The 17606-nt window shown below is 61.6% G+C and carries 13 protein-coding genes; 8 read left to right on the forward strand and 5 right to left on the reverse strand.

Going from position 1 to position 17606, the window contains the following annotated elements; all coding sequences use genetic code 11:
• Positions 1-9: 9 nt before the first annotated feature.
• The 3 genes from AC3IQ7_RS28465 to AC3IQ7_RS28475 form a co-directional block, all read right to left on the reverse strand.
• Positions 10-2304 carry a TonB-dependent receptor gene (locus tag AC3IQ7_RS28465; RefSeq protein ID WP_489207982.1) on the reverse strand — a complete coding sequence of 765 codons (2295 nt, stop codon included), beginning with the start codon at positions 2302-2304 and terminating at the stop codon, positions 10-12.
• Positions 2305-2616: 312 nt separating this feature from the next.
• The gene (locus tag AC3IQ7_RS28470; protein ID WP_233515965.1) at positions 2617-3645 is read right to left on the reverse strand and encodes a LacI family DNA-binding transcriptional regulator; all 1029 of its coding nucleotides are present in this window, start codon (positions 3643-3645) and stop codon (positions 2617-2619) included.
• Positions 3646-3652: 7 nt separating this feature from the next.
• Positions 3653-4267, reverse strand: a complete 615-nt coding sequence (locus tag AC3IQ7_RS28475; protein ID WP_070290828.1) for a glutathione S-transferase N-terminal domain-containing protein — start codon at positions 4265-4267, stop codon at positions 3653-3655.
• Positions 4268-4544: 277 nt separating this feature from the next.
• Between AC3IQ7_RS28475 and purB the strand changes: the two genes are divergently transcribed.
• The 6 genes from purB (at position 4545) to AC3IQ7_RS28505 (ending at position 10851) form a co-directional block, all read left to right on the forward strand.
• Positions 4545-5924 carry an adenylosuccinate lyase gene (gene purB, locus AC3IQ7_RS28480; RefSeq protein WP_099376249.1) on the forward strand — a complete coding sequence of 460 codons (1380 nt, stop codon included), beginning with the start codon at positions 4545-4547 and terminating at the stop codon, positions 5922-5924.
• A gap of 185 nt (positions 5925-6109) precedes the next feature.
• Positions 6110-6634 (forward strand): cytochrome b, encoded by a 525-nt coding sequence (locus tag AC3IQ7_RS28485; protein ID WP_322425874.1) that lies wholly within the window; start codon positions 6110-6112, stop codon positions 6632-6634.
• A 43-nt stretch (positions 6635-6677) separates the two neighbouring features.
• The gene (locus tag AC3IQ7_RS28490) at positions 6678-7232 is read left to right on the forward strand and encodes a YceI family protein (RefSeq protein WP_034778891.1); all 555 of its coding nucleotides are present in this window, start codon (positions 6678-6680) and stop codon (positions 7230-7232) included.
• Between the two features lie 139 nt (positions 7233-7371).
• On the forward strand, positions 7372-7947 hold the full coding sequence (locus AC3IQ7_RS28495; RefSeq protein ID WP_099376248.1) for a YceI family protein: 576 nt from the start codon (positions 7372-7374) through the stop codon (positions 7945-7947).
• 173 nt (positions 7948-8120) lie between these two features.
• Complete coding sequence (locus AC3IQ7_RS28500) at positions 8121-8390, forward strand: GlsB/YeaQ/YmgE family stress response membrane protein (protein ID WP_071075198.1); 270 nt, start codon at positions 8121-8123, stop codon at positions 8388-8390.
• Between the two features lie 307 nt (positions 8391-8697).
• The gene (locus AC3IQ7_RS28505) at positions 8698-10851 is read left to right on the forward strand and encodes a S46 family peptidase (protein ID WP_489207984.1); all 2154 of its coding nucleotides are present in this window, start codon (positions 8698-8700) and stop codon (positions 10849-10851) included.
• Between the two features lie 68 nt (positions 10852-10919).
• Here the strand turns inward: AC3IQ7_RS28505 and AC3IQ7_RS28510 are convergent, their stop codons facing one another.
• Positions 10920-11501, reverse strand: a complete 582-nt coding sequence (locus AC3IQ7_RS28510) for a hypothetical protein (protein ID WP_489207985.1) — start codon at positions 11499-11501, stop codon at positions 10920-10922.
• 149 nt (positions 11502-11650) lie between these two features.
• On the opposite strand from AC3IQ7_RS28510, the gene AC3IQ7_RS28515 reads away from it, so the two are divergent.
• Both AC3IQ7_RS28515 and AC3IQ7_RS28520 read left to right on the forward strand, forming a co-directional pair.
• Positions 11651-13339 (forward strand): M14 family zinc carboxypeptidase, encoded by a 1689-nt coding sequence (locus AC3IQ7_RS28515; protein WP_489207986.1) that lies wholly within the window; start codon positions 11651-11653, stop codon positions 13337-13339.
• A gap of 90 nt (positions 13340-13429) precedes the next feature.
• Positions 13430-15580 carry an FUSC family protein gene (locus AC3IQ7_RS28520; RefSeq protein ID WP_489207987.1) on the forward strand — a complete coding sequence of 717 codons (2151 nt, stop codon included), beginning with the start codon at positions 13430-13432 and terminating at the stop codon, positions 15578-15580.
• A gap of 11 nt (positions 15581-15591) precedes the next feature.
• On the opposite strand, the gene AC3IQ7_RS28525 is transcribed toward AC3IQ7_RS28520, so the two are convergent.
• Entirely contained in the window at positions 15592-17541 is a 1950-nt protein-coding gene (locus AC3IQ7_RS28525; RefSeq protein ID WP_489207988.1) for a S9 family peptidase, read from the reverse strand.
• Positions 17542-17606: the final 65 nt, after the last annotated feature.

A 17606-nucleotide genomic window follows, 5' to 3' on the forward strand; every position in this document is an offset into this window, starting at 1 on the left:
TATCCTTGCTTAAAATGCGTATTTCAGGCTGACCTTGACGGCGCGCCCCGTGATCGAGCGGGCCGCATGGCCATCGCCCTCGACTTCCGTATAGCCGATCTTGTTGAACAGATTGTTCGCCGTCAGCGCCACCTGCATCTGCGGCGTGAGCTGGTAATTGACGAAGGCATTGAGCACTTGGTAGGCGGGCAAGGTGATCGTGTGCGCATCGTCGCCCCACGACTTGCCCGTGCCGACCAGACTGGCGCCCAGGGTGGCCTGCCCCCACTCATAGGTCGGCGCGATCTGGTACACGACGCGCGCCTGGCGCCGCGGCGTATTGCCGATCAGCGCCACGTCGGCCGCCGCCGTGCCCGTGATCTCGGCATCCGTGAACGTCAGGCCGCCATTGATGCGGAAGTCGCCGGCGCTGTAGGCCGCTTCCAGTTCCACGCCCTTCGCTTCATAGCTGTTGGCCGTACGCAGCTGGGTGGTCGCTTCGTAATTGCTTTCCTTGGTCTTGGCCTGGAACACGGTCACAAAAGTGCTCAGGGGTCCCCGCCGCCATTTCACGCCGCCTTCGAGCTGGCGCACGGTGTTGATCGCCACGGGCACGCTGCCATCCAGGGGCGTGCCGAACAGGATGCGGTCCGCATTGAAGGCCACGCCTTCGCTGACGCGGGCAAACACGGCCAGATTCGCCTGCAGCTTGTAGTTCGCGCCCAGCGAGTACGAGGTATGACCCAGGGTGTAATCGACCTGCTGCACCGTCGACGGCAGATAGGCTTGCGCTCCCGTGGCCTGGTTGGCCGTGCCGCTGGCATGCTGGCGGTCGCGCCGCAGGCCGCCGTCGAGGTTCAGCGCGCCGCTTTCCCAGGCCAGGTTTACGTAGGGCGACGTCGTGCGGTATTCCATGTCGACGGCGCGCGAGCAGCAGGCGCCGAAGGCCGGGCCGATGTAGCCGGGTGTGCCGCTGGCCGTTTGCAGCAGCGCGGGCTGGTCGCCCGTGGCCTGCATCAGGTATTCATTGAAGTTCCAGGTCAGGCCCAGCTTTTGCTGCGACAGGTACAAGCCGGCCGTGGTGGTCAGCTTGCCGCTGTCGAGCACAAACGTCTTGGCCAGCTTGGTGTCGCTCAGGGTATTGCTGGCGTCGTCGATGGAGGTGTTGAACACCACGGCGGAAAACGCGCGGCCCGTGTAGGGCTGGCCCCGATTCGGGCCGCTGGCAAACACGTAGCTGCCGTCGCTGCCGTTATTCGACGGGAACACGCCCGTGAAGCGGCCCGAATTGTCGGCGTAGCGGAAGTTTTCGCTCACGCTCCAGCCCTGCCCCAGCTTGAACGACGCTTCCAGACCCACGGTGTCGCTCTTGACGTGCAAACCGTCGTTGACGCGGGTGGCCACGCGCTGGTTATCCTTGTTCAGCACCATGTCGGACACCCAGTACGGCGAATAAAAACTGGCCTTGCGCGGGTCGATGCCGGCGATTTCCCCGATGCGGCCATTGCGCACGCTGACCGGCACCGGCAGGGCCGTGGGTGACTGGTCGTCGAGATGCTTGAACGACAGGCGCACGAAGCCGCTGTCGAATTCATGCGTAAGATTGCCGCGGATCTGGCCCCCCTTTTCGCTGTTGACGCCACTGTGGCGGATGCCTTCGCCCGTGCGCCAGGAGCCGCCGATGAAGAAGCGCGTGCGCTCCGAAATCGGCGCACCGTAGTCAAAGTCCACGCGCGTCTGGTCATAGCCCAGGCCACGGCTGAGGGCCACGCTGCCGCCCTTCTCCTTGCCATTCTTGCTGATGAAATTGATGATGCCGCCCGGCGAATTGGTGGCCAGGGTGGAAGCCGAACCGCCGCGCACCACTTCCAGGTGGTCGAGCGTGGAATCGATCTTGACGAAGCTGTCGGGCGTGGTGAAGTTGAAATCACCGAACTGCAGCACCGGCAAGCCGTCTTCCTGGATCTGCACATAACGCGCGCCGCCGGCGGAAATGGGCAAGCCGCGCACGGTGATGTTGGCATTGCCTTCGCCACCCGAGGATTCGGCCCGCAAGCCCGGTACCGAGCGCAGGACTTCGGCGGCGCTGGTCGGCGCATTGTGCAGGATGGTGTCGAGTTCCATGCTGCTGACGGAATTGCTCGACTTCATTTTGGATGTGCCGCCGGTGGTGCCCGTGACGACAATGCGTTCCAGGTTCAGGCCATCGGCGGGGGCGGCGCTGGCGGTATTGGCGGTCGTTTGCGCCTGAGCGGCGCCCCATTGCAGCAGGGCCAGGGCGACGGCGGCGGCCATGCAGCCGCGTTGAGCAGTACGTGTCTTCATCTTGTCTCCAGTGTTGTATGCCGATACATCGAGGTATCCGCTTGTTATGAGTCCTGGCCGCCGCATGCCGTGGCGCGCTGGCTGAGCCGGTACGTCATTATTCAACGAATAAGAATTTATTGCAATCGATTGCAATCGAGCACTGCAACATGGATTTTATGTTGTTTTCAAGAGAATTTTACGGGTGTCACAGAGCCAGATATGCGGGATCTGAGGCGAATATGAGGGTTTTCATGCTGCGGCGCAGCATGAAAATATACGGATAAATTGGAATTTATTGCAATCGGTTGCAGCAGAGAAGCAACACGCTCTTCAGCGGCCCGAGGCGCGTACTATTAGCTCGGTTGGCAATTGCTGCGATGGCGCAGGCGCGCCGTCGACCAGCGCCAGCAACGAAGCCACCAGCGCCCGCCCGGCGGCGCGGATCGGCTGGCGCACGGTGGTCAGCGGTGGGTGGAAGTACGCGGCCAGTTCGATATCGTCGTAGCCGACCACGGCCACCTGTTCCGGCACGGCCACGCCACGCGCGCGCAGGGCGCTGATGGCGCTCATGGCCAGCAAGTCGCTGCAGGCAAAGATGGCGTCGAACGGCAACTGGCGGTCCAGCAGTTCCTGCACATCCGTCGCGCCGCCCTGCGGCAGGAAGGAGCCGGCCACGTACAGTTGCGGGTCGGGCGTCAGTCCCTGCGCGGCCAGCGCCTGCGCATAGCCCTGGTGGCGCTGCGCCACTTCGGGCAGCTTGGCGTCGCCAAAGAAGGCGATGCGCCTGCGCCCCGCCGCCAGCAAGTGTTCCGTGGCCAGCCGGCCGCCGGCGATGTTGTCGCCGCCGACGGTGCAATACAGCTGCTGCGGCAATTGCGCGCCCCACACGACAATGGGCACCTGGCGCGCGGCCAGCTGGTTCAGTTGTTCATGGTGGCGCCACTGGCCAATCAGGATGATGCCGATCACGCGGCCGCTATCGAAGGACTGGGCGGCCGCATCGAGCGTTTCGGCATCCACGCGCGAGATGAGCATGTCGAAACCCTGCTCCGTCAGCGCATCGGCCAGGCTGCCCAGCATGCTCAAAAAGAAAGGATCGGACAGGTGCTGGCGCGTGGCCGCGTCGTACGGCACCACCACGCCGACCGTGCGGTTCTGTTTCAGGCGCAGGTTTTGCGCGCCGATATTGATGGAATACTTGAGCGAACGGGCCAGCGCGATGACGCGCGCGCGCGTCTCTTCATTGACCAGCGAGCTGCCGCTCAGGGCGCGCGACACGGTGGACGTGGACACGCCGGCCAGGCGCGCGATATCGGCCATCTGCAGGCGTTGCTGTGCCTTCGTATCGGAACCGGTCATCGTGCGCTCACTGCGGCACGGTGTCCTTGAACGACTGCCGCTCGGACAGTTTGTCGAACAGGCGCGCCAGCGCCGGGTGATCAGCGCGCCAGTCGATTTCCGGGAAGCGGAAGCTGAGCCAGCCCAGGGTGCAGCCCACGGCCACGTCGGCCAGGGTGTAGTTCTTGCCGGCGCAATAGGCGCTCTCGCCCAGGCGTGCTTCCAGCGCCGCCAGACCCAGCGTGACTTTGTCCAGCTGGCGCGCGATCCAGGCCGCGCTTTGCTGCTCGGGCGGGCGCTGCGTGCGCTCCAGGCGCACCAGCACGCCCGCGTCGAGGATGCCGTCGGCCAGCGCTTCCCAGTTCTTGATATCGGCCCGCTCGCGGCCATTGCCGCCGGCCGGCAGCAGCTTGCACACGGGCGTGAGCGTGTCGAGGTATTCGACGATGACTTTCGAATCGATCAGCGTGCTGCCATCCTCCATCACCAGGCAAGGCACTTTACCGAGGGGATTGGCCTGGGCGATGCGGGTTTCCGGCACCCACACGTTTTCCAGCTCGAAGACATAGTCGAGCTTTTTTTCCGCCAGCACGATACGGGCTTTGCGGACATACGGGCTGGCGAGGGAACCGATCAGTTTCATAGGTACTTTGAGGTAAGGGAGCAGCAAGCAGTATAGCATCGGCGGCAGCGGTGTTTGGCAGCACGCGCCCGACGGTCGCTCGGGTGTGGCAGGCACGCCGCATCGGGGCCAAATTCGGCCAAATTGCGGTGCGCCGGCGGCCAACGGACGGCTGGCCAGCGGCCAGCGGTGGTAAAATCGCCCTTTACTGTGGCGCCGTCAGTGTTGCTGTATTGCAATAGCCCTGCCCTCCCCGCGCGCCACACGCCAACCGTTTCTTTAACTTGCGTCCGCTCTCATGACTTCTACTACTCCGTATTCCACGCTGTCGGCCCTGTCTCCGCTCGATGGCCGCTACGCCAGCAAGACCGATCTGCTGCGCCCGATCCTGTCCGAAGCCGGTTTCATGCACCACCGCGTGAAAGTGGAAATCTCCTGGCTGCAAGCGCTGTCGCAAGCCGGTTTCGCCGAGATCAAGCCTTTCTCGGCAGAAGCGAGCGCCCTGCTTGACAAGATGGCGTCCGATTTCTCGGAAGCCGACGCGGCCCGCATCAAGGCCATCGAAGCGGTCACCAACCATGACGTCAAGGCTGTCGAGTACTGGCTGAAGGAACAAGTGGCGGACGTGCCGGAACTGGTGGCGGCGTCGGAATTCATCCATTTCGCCTGCACCTCGGAAGACATCAACAACACCTCGCACGGCATGATGCTGAAAGCCGCGCGCGATGGCGTGATGCTGCCGGCCTTGAACGGCCTGGTGGCCAAGCTGACGCAGATCGCGCACGACAACGCCGACGTGCCGATGCTGTCGCGCACGCACGGCCAGACGGCCAGCCCGACCACCCTGGGCAAGGAGTTCGCCAACGTCGTGGCCCGTCTGCAGCGCGCAGTGAAACGCATCGAGCAAGTGGAAATCCTCGGCAAGATGAATGGCGCCGTCGGCAACTACAACGCCCACCTGTCCGCCTACCCCGGCTTCGACTGGCCGGCATTCTCGCAGGCCGTCATCGAACAGCGCCTGGGCCTGGTCTTCAACCCGTACACCATCCAGATCGAGCCGCACGACTACATGGCTGAACTGTTCGACGCCTTCGCGCGCGCCAACACGATCCTGCTGGACCTGAACCGCGACATCTGGACGTACGTCTCGCTGGGCTACTTCAAGCAAAAACTGAAAGCGGGCGAAATCGGTTCCTCGACCATGCCGCACAAGGTCAACCCGATCGACTTCGAGAACTCGGAAGGCAACCTGGGCCTGGCCAATGCTGTCCTGAAACACCTGTCGGAAAAACTGCCCGTCTCGCGCATGCAGCGCGACCTGACCGATTCGACCGTGCTGCGCAATATCGGCGTGGGCCTCGGTTACACCCTGCTGGCCTATGACAGCTGCCTGCGCGGCCTGAACAAGCTGGAAGTGAACCACGCGCGCCTGGCGCAAGACCTGGACGCGACGTGGGAAGTTCTGGCCGAGCCCGTACAAACCGTGATGCGCCGCTATGGCATCGAAAACCCGTACGAACAGCTGAAAGAGCTGACGCGCGGCAAGGGCATCTCGAAAGAAGCGCTGCAAACCTTCGTCAATGGCCTGGCCATTCCGCAGGATGCCAAGGACGTGCTGTTGACCATGACGCCGGGCAACTACATCGGTATCGCCGCGCAATTGGCCAAAGCCATCTAAGCAGTTTCCACATGGGGATCCTGCTATCCCACTCCTGCGGGGCGGCCAGCACACAAATGCTGCCCGCCCCGCAGTTTTTCCAGCAATCTTTCTTGTAGAATCTGCAGCACGCAGCGCAATTTGCTTTTCTTTGGTATATTAGGCCGAATTAGTCCTAATACGTACTACTTTCAAGAAAGCCGTCGATGCAACGCTACACCACCACCGCCATCATCCTGCACTGGCTGACCGCCCTGCTGATCATCAGCGCCTTCATCATGGGCCTGGTCATGGTCGACATTCCCGGCCTGACGCCCACCAAGCTCAAATATTTCTCCTGGCATAAATGGCTGGGTGTGACCGTGCTGGCCATCGCCGCCATCCGCCTGCTGTGGCGTAAGGCCAACGTGCCGCCGCCGCACCCTGCCAGCATGGTGGCCTGGCAAAAGAAGGCGGCCGACGCCATGCATGTGCTGCTGTATATCCTGATCTTCGCCGTGCCCGTCTCCGGCTACCTGTACACGCTGGCCGCCGGCGTTCCCGTGGTTTACCTGGGCCTGTTCCAGCTGCCCGTCATCATGGCGCCGAACCCGGAACTTAAGCCGCTTTTAAAAGAGATTCATTATGTTCTGAACATGACGATGGCCGCCGCCGTGGCCTCCCATGTGCTGGCGGCACTGAAGCACCAGTTCATCGACCGCGATGGCGTCCTCAAGCGCATGTTGCCGTAACACCGACTTCCCTTGCTCACTGAAACTACAGGAAAAAAACAAGATGAAAACCACCCAACGCATCGTCCTCGCTTCCCTGCTGGGCCTGTCCGTGGCCGCCACCGCCGCCACCTTGCTGAAAGTCGATCCCGCCAAGACCAGCGTGTCGGCCGTGTTCAAGCAAATGAACGTGCCTGTGGAGGCGAAGTTTAAGAAATTCAATATCGCCATCGATTACAATCCGGCCACGCCGGACGCGTCGAAAGCATCGGTGGAAATCGAGACGGCCAGCATCGATATCGGCGATCCGGAATACAACAAGGAAGTGGCCAAGAAAGAATGGTTTAACGCGGCCCAGTTCCCGAAAGCCACCTTCGTCTCGAGCAGCATCAAAGCCGCCGGCGCGGGCAAGCTGACGGTCAGCGGCAAGCTGAGCATCAAAGGCAAGACTACCGACGTGACCTTCCCCCTGACGGTCAAAGCCGATGGTGGCAAATATGCGTTCGACGGCGCCCTGCCGATCAAGCGCCTGACCTATAACATCGGCGAAGGCGAGTGGAAAGACACGAGCATGGTTGCCGACGAGGTTACCATCAAATTCCACGTAGCAGCCCAGTAACACCTGAGAAAACGTCCATGGCTGCGTTGCTCTTGCCTCGTCGTGCTATTCGCACTGCCTTCGGCAAGGCGCCTTGCCCTGAACGTTTTTCAGGCGTTACAAAAAACAACCCAACCACCTGTTCAACTATAGGATCTGCATGAAATTTTCGCACTTGATGATCGCCGTGCTGGCAGCGGCCGGCGCGGGTTCGGCCATGGCCGCGACCGACACCTACAACCTCGACCCGACGCACACTTTCCCCAGCTTTGAAGCCGATCACATGGGCATGTCCGTGTGGCGCGGCAAGTTCAACAAGACCAAGGGAACCGTGACCCTGGACCGCGCCGCCAAGACGGGCAGCCTGGACCTCGTCATCGATGCCGATTCGATCGACTTCGGCCTGGACGCCATGAACACGCACGCGAAAAAAGCGGACATGTTCAATGTCGAGAAATTCCCGCAGATCACCTACAAGAGCACATCGCTCAAGTTCAACGGCGAGCAGCTGGTGGAAGTCGATGGCGAACTGACGCTGCTGGGCGTGACCAAGCCCGTCAAGCTGAACGTGAGCAAGTTCAAGTGCATCATGCACCCGCGCTACAAGCGTGAAGTCTGCGGCGCCGATGCCACGGCGGACTTCAAGCGCAGCGACTTTGGCCTGAACTACGGCATGCCGGCGTTTTCGCCGGAAGTCAAGCTGGCCATCCAGGTGGAAGCCATCAAGGCCGATTAAACACGACCTTGTCGCATGACAAGCCCGCCTCGCTGCCCGCAGCCAGGCGGGCTTTTGCATGCGCCATGCGAATCCGCTGGACTTTTCTATCGTGCGGCATCAGTATCAATTTGCCATGACGTGCAGGCCGCACCGCTCTGGCACAACCACTCATCCATCGCGCGGAGGATTACATGAATTTCATTATCTGGATCGTTATTGGCGGTGTCATCGGCTGGCTGGCCAGCATGGTCATGAAAACGGATGCGCAACAGGGCATCTTCCTCAATATCGTCGTCGGTATCGTCGGCGCCTTCCTGGGCGGCTGGCTGCTGGCGCCCCTGTTCGGCACGGGCACCATCAATAGCGACAATTTCAGCCTGTCTTCGCTGCTCGTTTCGTTCCTGGGCGCCGTGATCCTGCTGGGCATCGTGAATCTTTTGCGCCGCGGCAAAATACGTTAAGCAGACACATAGCAGCGCATCAGCAAGTGGCCGGGCCGCGCAAGCGCCCGGCCACTTTTTATTGCCGGCAAGACAATTGTATGGACAATACCACAGCCGCGGCACGAGAAAATGCCCGTTCACAGCCCGCTTCTGCCCCTGCAATATCAAAAATAGTGTAATTTTCATAAGCAACTACAAACATGCCGTCGGGAAAATGTGATTGACTAGTGCGAGTTCGATACGGATACTCTAGGTCGCCCGCTGAGAAAAAACACTGGGTACACGTTGGTTCCGACTTCCCTTCATGTAAAAGACTAGAACTCGAATGAAAAAATCTTTAATCGCGCTCGCTATCCTGAGCAACTTCGCACACGCCGACGAAGGCATGTGGATGCCCCAACAGCTGCCACAAGTAGCCAAGGAATTGAAAGCGGCCGGACTGAAACTCGATCCGACCACCCTGACCAAACTGACGGAATTCCCGATGGGCGCCATCGTCAGCCTGGGCGGCTGCTCGGCCTCGTTCGTCTCGCCGCAAGGCCTGGTTGCCACCAACCACCATTGTGTCTACAACAGCGTGGCGGTCAATTCGACCAAAGAGCGCGATTTGCTGGCCAACGGTTTCCTGGCCAAGACGTTCGCTGAAGAATTGCCGGCCGCCCCAGGCAGCCGCATCTTCGTCACCTCGGCCGTGACCAATGTCAGCGACAAGATCATCACCGCCGACGTGGCCAAGCTGCAAGGCAAGGCACGCATCGACGCGATCGAGAAAAACCAGAAAAAACTGGTCGCCGAATGCGAAAAAGAAGCCGGTTTCCGCTGCACCGTGTCCGCCTACTACGGCGGCCTGGAGTTCTACCTGATCAAGCAACTGGAAATCCGCGACGTGCGCCTGGTGCACGCGCCTCCGGCAGGCGTGGGCAAGTTCGGCGGCGATACCGACAACTGGATGTGGCCTCGCCACACGGGCGACTACGGTTTCTACCGCGCCTATGTCAGCAAAGACGGCAAAGCTGCCGACTTCAGCAAGGACAACGTGCCTTACCAGCCAAAACACGTGCTGAAACTGGCCAAGGATGGCTTGAAAGAAGGCGATTTCGTGATGGTCCTGGGTTACCCTGGCCGCACCAACCGTCACCGCCTGCCATCGGAAGTGGCGTACACGTTTGACTGGAACTATCCGGCCTTCGTGAAAGCGTCGGGCGAAACCCTGGCCATCATCGCGCGTGAAACCAAGGACAACAAGGACGTTGCCCTGAAGTATGCGGGTCAAGTTGCTGGCGTGAACAATTACTACAAGAACCGCCAAGGCATGCTCGATTCCTACGCCGGCAGCGACTTCCTGGCACGCAAGACAACGGAACACGACGCCCTGAAAGCGTGGGTCAACGCCACGCCAGCACGCAAGGCCGAATTTGCCGGCGATATCGAGCAAGTGGAAAAGCTGATCGCCGAGCGCGATGCCGACACCAAGCGCGATTTCTTCCTCAGCTACGCACAGCCACGCCTGCTGAACACGGCACGCAGCCTGTACCGTCTGTCGAACGAAGGCACCAAGGCCGACACGGAACGCAAGTCCGGCTACCAGACGCGCGATTTGCCGCGCCTGACGTCGGGCATCACATCGGTCGAACGCACCTACGATGAAAAAGTCGACAAGGCGCTGGTACTGAACAGCCTGACCAAGTACGCCGCGCAACCGGCAGCACAACGCCGCGCCAGCTTTGACGCCGCCATCGGCATCAAGGACGGCATGTCGCAAGCCGACCTGTCCGCCGCCCTGGACAAACTGTATGCGGGCAGCAAGCTGGCCGACAAAGAAGAACGCGCAGCATGGCTGAAACGCACGCCAGCCGAATTCCAGGCCAGCAAGGACAGCTTCATCCAGGCAGCCGTCGCCATGTATCCGGATTCGCTGAAAAACGAAGCGGAAGACGAAGAATTGGCAGGCAAGATCCAGCAAGCCTACGCCAACTACATGAAAGCAAAAATTGCCTTCATGAAGAGCAAAGGCCAAGCCGTCTATCCTGACGCCAACAGCACCCTGCGCGTCACGTTCGGCAAAGTGGCCGGCCGCGACCATGGCGCCGATGGCACCACCTGGACTGCCTTCACCACCGTCAATGGCGTCGTTGCCAAAGCCACGGGCCAGGGCGAGTTCAATGCACCAGCCAATCAACTGGCCGCGATCAAAGCCAAGGACTTCGGTAAATTCGTCGATCCGAAGCTGAAAACCGTGCCGGTCGACTACCTGGCCACCCTGGACATCACCGGCGGCAACTCCGGTTCGGCTGCCCTGAATTCCAAAGGCGAATTCATCGGCCTGGCCTTCGACGGTACGCTGGACTCGATCATTTCCGATTGGGACTACAACAAGGCCAACACCCGTTCGATCCAGGTCGACCTGCGCTACATGCTGTGGAACATGAAACACATCGACCACGCAGACAACCTGCTGAAAGAAATGGGCGCTGAGTAACAAAAAGCAATAACCCGGCAACGGGCGCTTTAGCCTGAGCCACTCCTGCGGGAGTGGCTTTTTTTCGCCTAGCGTTTTACCTTGCTAAAGCGGTAAGGTACGGCTTGCTCCGCGCCAAACACTTGCGCGCTGCCATGGCCCAGCGGCAGCATGACTCGCCGCCCCTCGTGCAGCAGCAAGGCCAGGTCGGCGCCGGGAAAGCGCTGCGCCAGCAGCGGATAGGCTTGCCGTTCGATAGGGGCGGCGGGAATCACGATGCGGTAGTCGCTATCGCCAAAGTCCAGCAGCAGCGCGGGAAGCGCATCGGAGCCCGGCAGCGCCGTGATGCGCAGGCGCGCGCTTCCCTTGACGAGCTCGAAGGCTGACCACAGGGGCAAGCCGCGCCGCATGGGGCCAATCTGCAACTGTGGCGCGTGGCCCGCATCCGCCGACGTCAACACGATGTCAGGCCGCTCTTCCGGCACGGCGCCATCGATGGCCAGCAGCCAACCCCGGTAGCGTATCAGCGCGCCCTGCGCGCTAGCCGTGACAGACCCACCCTGCGCCACCGCTCCCTTGCCCGCCGGCAAGCGCAACGGCGCCGCCTGCGCCGCCAGGCAAGCCCACCACACCAGCACCGCCATCGCCATCGCAGTCGCCATCTTCACCATGCCGCCTCCCTCGTGCGTGAAACGTATTCATAACACAAGTACCGCGACAAGCCCCTGCGGCGCCTCAAGGCGGCAGCGCCGGTGCTACAATTGGCCCTTAGCGGGCGTACTTACCCAGCGCGCCTTCCCCCTCCCAGACTCAGACCGCTATGCCACCAGACTTGCGCACGACCTACGAACTCGGTAACCACAACCAGACCACGACCTGGCTGGAATGCATCACCTTCTATCAAGATCTCGCCGCACGCTATCCGCAGGTGCTGCACTTCGAACAGATCGGCCTGTCCGACTCGGGCGTGCCCATCCACGCTGGCGTCGTCAGCGCGGACGGCGTGTTTGACCGCGAGCAAATCAAGCGCGCAGGCCGCACCGTGTTCTTCAACAACAACGGCATCCATCCGGGTGAACCGGAAGGCATCGACGCCTGCATGGCCATCGTGCGCGACCTCTGCACGCAGCCGGAGCGCCTGGCCGCGCTGGGCAGCACCGTGCTGCTGTTCATTCCCATCTACAACGTCGATGGCAGCCTGAACCGCGCCAACACGTCGCGCGTGAACCAGGATGGTCCGGAGCAATTCGGTTTCCGCGGCAATAGTCGCCACCTGGACTTGAACCGCGACTTTATCAAGTGCGACAGCCTGAACGCGCAAGTGTTCAACCGCCTGCTGACGAATTGGGATCCGGATGTGATGGTCGACACGCATACATCGAACGGCGCCGACTACCCGTACACGATGACCCTGATCCACACGCAGACGGATAAGCTGGGCAATGGCCTGGGGCCCTTCCTGCAAGACACCATGCTGCCGCACATCTTTGCGCACATGGAAAGCGCTGGCTGGCCCACGTGCCCGTATGTGAATCCCGTCAAGGATAGCCCCGACCACGGCATCGCCGAATTCCTCGAAGTGCCCCGTTTCTCGACCGGTTTTGCGGCCCTGCATCACGTCATCGGTTTCATGCCGGAAACGCACATGCTGAAACCGTTTGCCGACCGCTACGCCTCCATGCGCGCCCTGCTCGACATCACGATGGCGTTCACGGTGGAACACGGCGAGAAAATCCGCCAATTGCGCGCGCAAGCCAAGGCGGCGGGCCGCACGCAAGCCGAGTGGCCGATCCACTGGGCCATGAACGAAGAGCAGCCGTCGACCTTCCCCTTCATGGGCTATGCGGCGCAATACACGCCGAGTCTGCTGGGTGACTACCAGCGCCTGTCCTACGATCGCTCGCAGCCGTGGGAACGCGATATCAAGTATTACAACCGCTTCGATGCGGACGTCACCGTGGCCGCGCCGAAAGCCTATGTGGTACCGCAAGCGTGGCGCGAAGTGATCGAACGGCTGCGCTGGAACGGCGTCGAAATGAGCCGCATCACCGCCGAACAGACCTTAACGGCCCGCTACTACCACATCGCCTCCGTCGGCACGCGCGCCACGGCCTACGAAGGCCACATGTTCCACGACCATGTAGAACTCGAAGCGCGCACGGGCCAGTTCACCGTGCAAGCGGGTGATTATGTGATCAGCCTGGACCAGGACAACGCCCGCTACGCCGTGGAAACCCTGGAACCGCAGGCGCACGACAGCTTCTTCCGCTGGGGTTTCTTCAATAGCGTGCTGGAGAAGAAGGAAGCGTTTTCCGATTACGTCTTCGAAGACATGGCATCCGAACTGCTGCGCGATGAACCGGCGCTGGCGGCCAAGTTTGCTGAGTGGAAAGCGGCCAATCCCGCCTTGCTGAGCAATCAGGAAGCCGTGCTGAACTTCATCTTTGCACACTGCCAGCGCTTTGCCGAGCCGGAATGGCGGCGCTACCCAGTGATCGCCCTGATGTAAATCCGGGCTGTAGCGACTGCAACATCCTGGCGCCGCATCGGAGACCCCGGTGCGGCGCCTCTTTCTGTGCCCTGCCCACAAGGTAATCCCATGCACTACGCACTGAACCTGCGCACCTTTATTTACAGCCATTATTTTTATCTGGGCTTGCGCGTGGCCATCGGTCTCGTCGGCCTGGCCTTGCTGACCCAGGAAATCAGTGACAGCGCCACCGCCATGACGGTGTGCATCGGCGCCCTGTGCACGACCCTGATGGACATGCCCAGCCCGCTGCGCCACAAGTTCAACGAAATGCTCGCTTCCGTGCTGCTGTGCAGCGCCGTGACACTCCTGATCAGCCTGTGCGGGCCCGTGCAGTGGCTGTTGATGACGGTGCTCGTGCTGGTCAGTTTCCTCGCCAGCATGATGGTGGTGTACGGCAAGAAATCCATGCCCTTGCAATTGGCCGCCCTGTTCATCATGACCATGTCGATGGAGCACCAGATGACGTGGCAGCAATCGTTCCACCACGCGGGCCTGTTCATGCTCGGTGGCCTCATCTATCTGGCTTACGCCATGGCCATCGCCTGGGTCTTGCGCCACCGCATCAAACAGCAAGTGCTGGCCGAAGCCCTGTTCGAACTGGCGGCCTACATCGATATCAAGGCCGATTTCTACGACACGCGTTTTAATTTGACGGAACAGTTCAACAAGCTGGTGCGCCACCAAAGCATTTTGGCCGACCGCCAGCAAGCGTCACGCGATTTGATCTTGCGCAGCCACAAGAACAGCAAGGATGCCATCGTCGTGCAAGTGCACGTGTGCATGCTCGATCTGTATGAACTGATCCTTTCCACGCACACGGATTACGCGCTGCTGCGCCAGCACCTAGCCGACTCCGACGTCCTGAAATCCTTGCACGACCTGGCCTACAAGGCGGCACGCGACATCGAAGCCGTCGCCTATGCCGTCACGCGCAAGCGCGCCTCGTATGCGCAGATCAGCTATGACAAGGAATGGGCCGATATCGAAGCAGAGATCGTCCGCCTGCAGGCGAAGGGAGACAACGCGCAGGAAGCGCTGGCCACCCTGCGCGCGCAGCGCAACAAGATCCGCGCCATTCTGAAAATGATCGCCGAGCTGCACCTGGCCACGCAAAAAGTCTATGCCGACGTGCCATTCTGGAGCGGCGCGGACATGGCCCCCTTCTTGTCGCAGCAGAAATATGAGCTGACAACCCTGCTGTCGAATCTGCGCCTGGATTCGCCCGTGTTCCGCTTCGCCCTGCGCGTCTCGATGGCCATCTCGGTGGGATTGCTGATCGGCCACTGGCTGCCGTACGCGGCCCACAGCTACTGGATCGTGCTCACCATCGTCATCATCCTGCGCCCCACGTTCAGCATGACGCGCCAGCGCCGCGCCGACCGCATCATCGGCACCATCATCGGCTGCGTGGTCACGGCCATCGTGATCCGCTACGTGCACAGCAATATCGTGCTGATGGCCATCCTGTTCCTCTCCATCGTGGCCACGCCCACCTTCATCTATTTGCGCTACCGCTACACGGCCATCGCCGTCAGCCTGATGATCTTGCTGCAAATGCATTTGGTGGCGCCCAGCAACCCGAACCTCGTCAGCGAACGCCTGATCGATACCCTGATCGGCGCGGCGGTGGCCACCGTGTTCAGCTTTGTACTGGCCAACTGGGAATACCAGAGCCTGCCACGCCTCGTGCGCCAGGTGTTGAATGTGAATGTGAGTTATATGCAGGCCAGCTTCGCGCTGCTGCAAGGCAAATGTTTTGATGATTTCGCCTACCGTATCGAGCGCAAGCGCTTGATGGACAGCCTGGCCGCGCTCAGCTCGGCGCTGGTGCGCATGCTCGACGAACCGGCCAGCAAGCAGCGGGCCGTGGAAGACATCAACCTGTTCATCGTGCAAAATTATTTATTGGTCGCCCACGTGGCGGCGCTGCGCTCCATCCTCGGGCGCCATGCCAGCCAGCTTCCCGTCGCCCCCGTCAATGCCTTGCTTGGCCACAGCCATACGCAAGTGTGTCTGACCCTGTCACGCGCGCTGGAACAGCTCGACGACAAGGCTGCCATCAGCGCCCCGCTGGCTACCCTGCCCGCGCCGCCCGTCAGCGACGTGGCCTGGTCGGGATGGCCGCTGGTGCAGCGGCGCATCCGCCTGTTACAGGCAGATGCGGACAAGATTGTGATACATAGCGCGGCGATCGTGCATATTGTGGCACCGCGCTAAGCCTGCTCAGCTTACTTCAGGTATTGTTCAAACCAGCCGATAGTGCGCTTCTGCAAGTCGCGCTGGTGCTCGGGCTTGCGGAAGGAATGGCCTTCGCCATCGTAGATGAACAGGCTGGACGGCACGCCCATAGCGCGCAGGCCGTGCCAGAATTCCAGCGACTGGGCGGCAGGCGTTTCCACGTCGCGCTCGCCCACGTAGATCAGGGTTGGCGTCTTGGCCGCCTTGATCGATTCGATGGGCGACGCCTTGCGGTAGACAGCCGGATTGTCATAGGCGGAGGCGCCAAAGAACGGGATCATCCACTGGTTGATGCCGTTCTGGCCGTAATAACTGATCCAGTTCGACACGCCCGCGCCCGCCACGGCCGCCTTGAAGCGGTCGCTGTGCGTGACGCCCCACATGGTCATGAAGCCGCCATATGAATGGCCGATCAGGCCCAGGCGCTGGCCATCGACGGGCGCCACTTTTTCCACCGCATCGATGCCGGCCAGGATGTCGCGCCAGTCGCCGCCGCCAAAGTCGGCCATGTTGGCGCGCGTAAATGCCTGGCCCTGGCCAAAGCTGCCGCGCGGATTGGGCAGGAAGACGAAATAGCCTTTTTGCGTCAATTCGTGGATCAGGGTGCTCGCTCCCACGTAACGGGGCGAGGCGGCCGCGCCTGGGCCGCCATGCACGTTGACGATCATCGGATAGCGCTTGCCTGCGTCCGTCTTCAACGGCCCCAGCAGCCAGCCTTGCACCTTGTATTGCTCGTTGTTCCAGCCCACGTTCTGCACCGCCAGTTGCGGCGCAAAGCCGTCATTGTCGCGCGTGATCTTTTTCAGCTGGCCCACCGGTCCCGCCACCAGGTAGCTGGCGTGCGTAAAATCTTCCTGCGCGGCAGCGACTTGACGGCCATCGGCGCTGAACGACAAGCGGCCATCGCTGCCGCTGCTGCTGAGTTCACCGAGCAGCAGCGGCTGGGCCGGGCCGCTTTGCGCATCGACGGGCACCAGCGCCAGCTGCGAATCGATCAGAGCCGTTGCCAGCAAGCCGGCGCCGCGCCAGACGACGCCATTGAAGGTGCCGCGGTAATCAGGCGTGAGATTGCGCGGCGTGCCGCCTGCCAGCGGTACGGTATAAATGTCGCCGCCGATGGAGCCGAAATCGCTCATCAGACCGCCGATGAAGACCACTGTCTTGCCGTCCGGCGAAACCGATGGAAAGTTCAGCTGCATGGCCGGTGAGGCGATCACGCGCAGGGTGCCAGTGGCAGCATCGATATGGCTGAGCTTGGCGACCCACCAGTTGCTGTCGCCATTGCCTTGCGCGCTGGTGGCAACAAAGCCGCGGCCATCGGGCGTCCAGCTGTATTCATACACATAGGTGTCGCCTGGTGACAGCAGACGCGGTTCGCCGCCGCTGGCCGGCACGACGGCGATGCGCTGGGCATCGTCTTCGCTACCCACTTCGCCCACCTGGCGCGCGCCCGCTTCGACGGCGCCGGCCAGCTTGCGTGCGCCCACCGTCGCCAGCAGGGCCAGCTGCTTGCCGTCCGGCGACCAGCGCGCCGTGCTGGCCACGCCCTTGATACTGGTCAACATCCGCACCGGCGCCTGCGACAGGGTGGCCAGGTACAGCTGCGCCGTGCCCGCCTTGGCGTCGTAGCCGACAAAGGCCAGCTGTTTGCCGTCCGGCGACCAGCTGGGCTTGTCGTAGGAACACACGGCACACGGATCGAATTGCTGCACGATGGCGCCGTTGGCGGCGTCGCGCACGACGATGGCCGCATGCGGGCGCTGCGTCTGTTCACCCGCTCGGCTCGACTCGATGGCGGCGATGCGCTGGCCGTTGGCCGACAGGGCCACGGCGCGGTAATCGCGCAAGGCCGGCTCGGTTGCAGGGGCGGCGTGTGCCAGGGTGCCCAGAAGGCTGCTTGCCAGCAAGCCGCAAGCGGCCAGATCAGTTATTTTCATCATGTAAATTCCGGTTAGAAATAAAAAAAACCGCCGGCAAGCGCGGCGGTTTCGGATGGAACAGACTG

The organism is Janthinobacterium sp. GL_088 (genome assembly GCF_057837845.1).